Source organism: Thermomonas sp. (genome assembly GCF_025993755.1).
GTDB lineage: Bacteria > Pseudomonadota > Gammaproteobacteria > Xanthomonadales > Xanthomonadaceae > Thermomonas.
In genome coordinates this window covers 1-1660 of sequence record NZ_JAMQHN010000109.1, presented here as the reverse complement: position 1 = coordinate 1660, position 1660 = coordinate 1, and the positions used below count along the sequence as shown (strand labels likewise).

Below are 1660 nucleotides of genomic sequence, written 5' to 3'. Positions count from 1 at the left end.
GGACGGCAGGAACTGCTGCGAGGGCGGTGCGGCGCATGGTGATCTCCGTGTCCACGCTTCCGGGTACATAGGGACGGCCGCAGCTTCAAGCCTCATCCGGGCCGGGATTTCCCGCCCTGACGGCGGTGCCGCGCCGGTCGTCATCGCGGAGAAGCATGGCCAGCGCGACGACCGTCAGCGCCACCCCCGCGAAGACCAGTGCCGGCGGCGACGGCTGGCCGAGCGCCACCTGCCAGAGGATCACCCAGGCGGGCACCAGAAAGGTATAGGCCATGACCTTCGCCGCCGGCAGGCGCAGCGTGGCGTATTGCAGCAGGACGAAGGTCGCCGCCGAGGCGAAGACGGAGGTGTAGAGAAGCGTCACCCAGACGATGCCCGGCAGCGCGGTCCAGTCGGTCGCGCGGATGGCGCCCCACCCCCAGAGCGTCGTCACGGCGGTCCCCGCGACGGTCATGCCGAAGGTGAAGACGAGCGGATGCTCGCCCCGGTTCAGTTTCCGCACCATCGGCGTGTAGAGCGCATGGGCCACACAGCCCGCGAAATAGATCGCCTCGCCCCTGCCGACGTGGAACCGGAGCATGGCCTGCCAGTCGCCGCGGAAGATGACCCAGAGCGCGCCGGCCGCGCCGATGGCCAGCGCCAGCGCGATCCGCGGCGTCGTCGGCTGGCGAAGGAGGAGGAAGCCGAACCCCGCCGTCACGATCGGCGTCAGCGTGAAGACGGCGGCCGCCGAGACCGGGGCGGCGGTCTTCAGCCCCTCGAACATCAGGACGAAATAGGCCGCGAAAAGACCGCCGAGCACCGCGTAGCGCCACGGCGCCCGCACCGCCTGCCGCGGCAGTCCTGTCGTCAGGAGTACCGCCACCCCGATGATCACGCCGGACAGCAGGAACCGCAGCGCGGTGAAGGCCACGGGCGAGACCGCGTTCGCCATCATCGCGCCCAGCGGGAAGGAGCCGGCGACGAGCATCGAGAAAAGCGCCATCGCCAGATGACCGCGCAAGGGCGCCCCGTGGAGTCCGCCGCCGCGCACCGGTCTCAGTCCATCCCGCAGCGTTTCGCGTCTTCCTTCACCGCCTTGAGAAAGAGCTGGATGCGCGGCGTGCGGTGCAGGTCGACATGGGTGACGAGCCAGAGCGGGGTCTCCCATTCCGGGCGGCCGGGCATCGCCACGACCAGCCCTTCGGCCGCGCGCTTCTGCATGGCCGGCAGGAAACCGAGCGCCGCGCCGGCGCGGATCGCGTCGGCCGCCACGTTCGCCTCGTTGGTGCGGAAGGCGATCGCCTCCTCGGACACGCGCTCGGCCAGCCAGCGGTGGAAAGGAGCTCGGCTCTCCGGATCGGCCGGCCCGACGAAACGGTGGCGGCCGAGGTCGGTCTCGTCCTGCGGCAGGCCGTGCGCGGCGACGTAGTCCGGGCTCGCATAAAGCGCGACGCGGCGGATGCAGAAGGGCTGGACGACATTGTCGGGGTCCTGCGGCCGCCCGCCCGCGCGGATCGCGACATGGGCCTCGCCGTATTCCAGCCGGAAGAGGCGCGGGTCGCTGATGTAGCGGACGCGCAGTCCCGGATACTCCCCCTGCAGCCGGACGAGCGCCGGCGTGACCAGTTCCGAGAGGCCGGGGATCGAGGTGACGACCAGTTCGCCGGAGATTTCGGTC

2 protein-coding genes are annotated in these 1660 nt (G+C 70.8%); both read right to left on the bottom strand.

Annotation, left to right across the window (positions count from 1 at the left end; all coding sequences use genetic code 11):
- Nucleotides 1–85: 85 nt before the first annotated feature.
- Complete coding sequence (locus Q0X16_RS07300) at nt 86–1150, bottom strand: DMT family transporter (RefSeq protein WP_297832659.1); 1065 nt, start codon at nt 1148–1150, stop codon at nt 86–88.
- Nucleotides 1039–1660 (bottom strand): substrate-binding domain-containing protein (locus Q0X16_RS07295; RefSeq protein WP_297832656.1); only part of this gene is annotated, 622 nt, incomplete at its 5' end. The genes Q0X16_RS07300 and Q0X16_RS07295, both read right to left, overlap by 112 nt.

What these genes read in the sequence shown, in the direction of transcription:
- Q0X16_RS07300 (WP_297832659.1), bottom strand. Translation starts at nt 1,150, where the DNA reads ATGGGAGACCCCGCTCTGGCTCGTCACCCATGTCGACCTGCACCGCAC.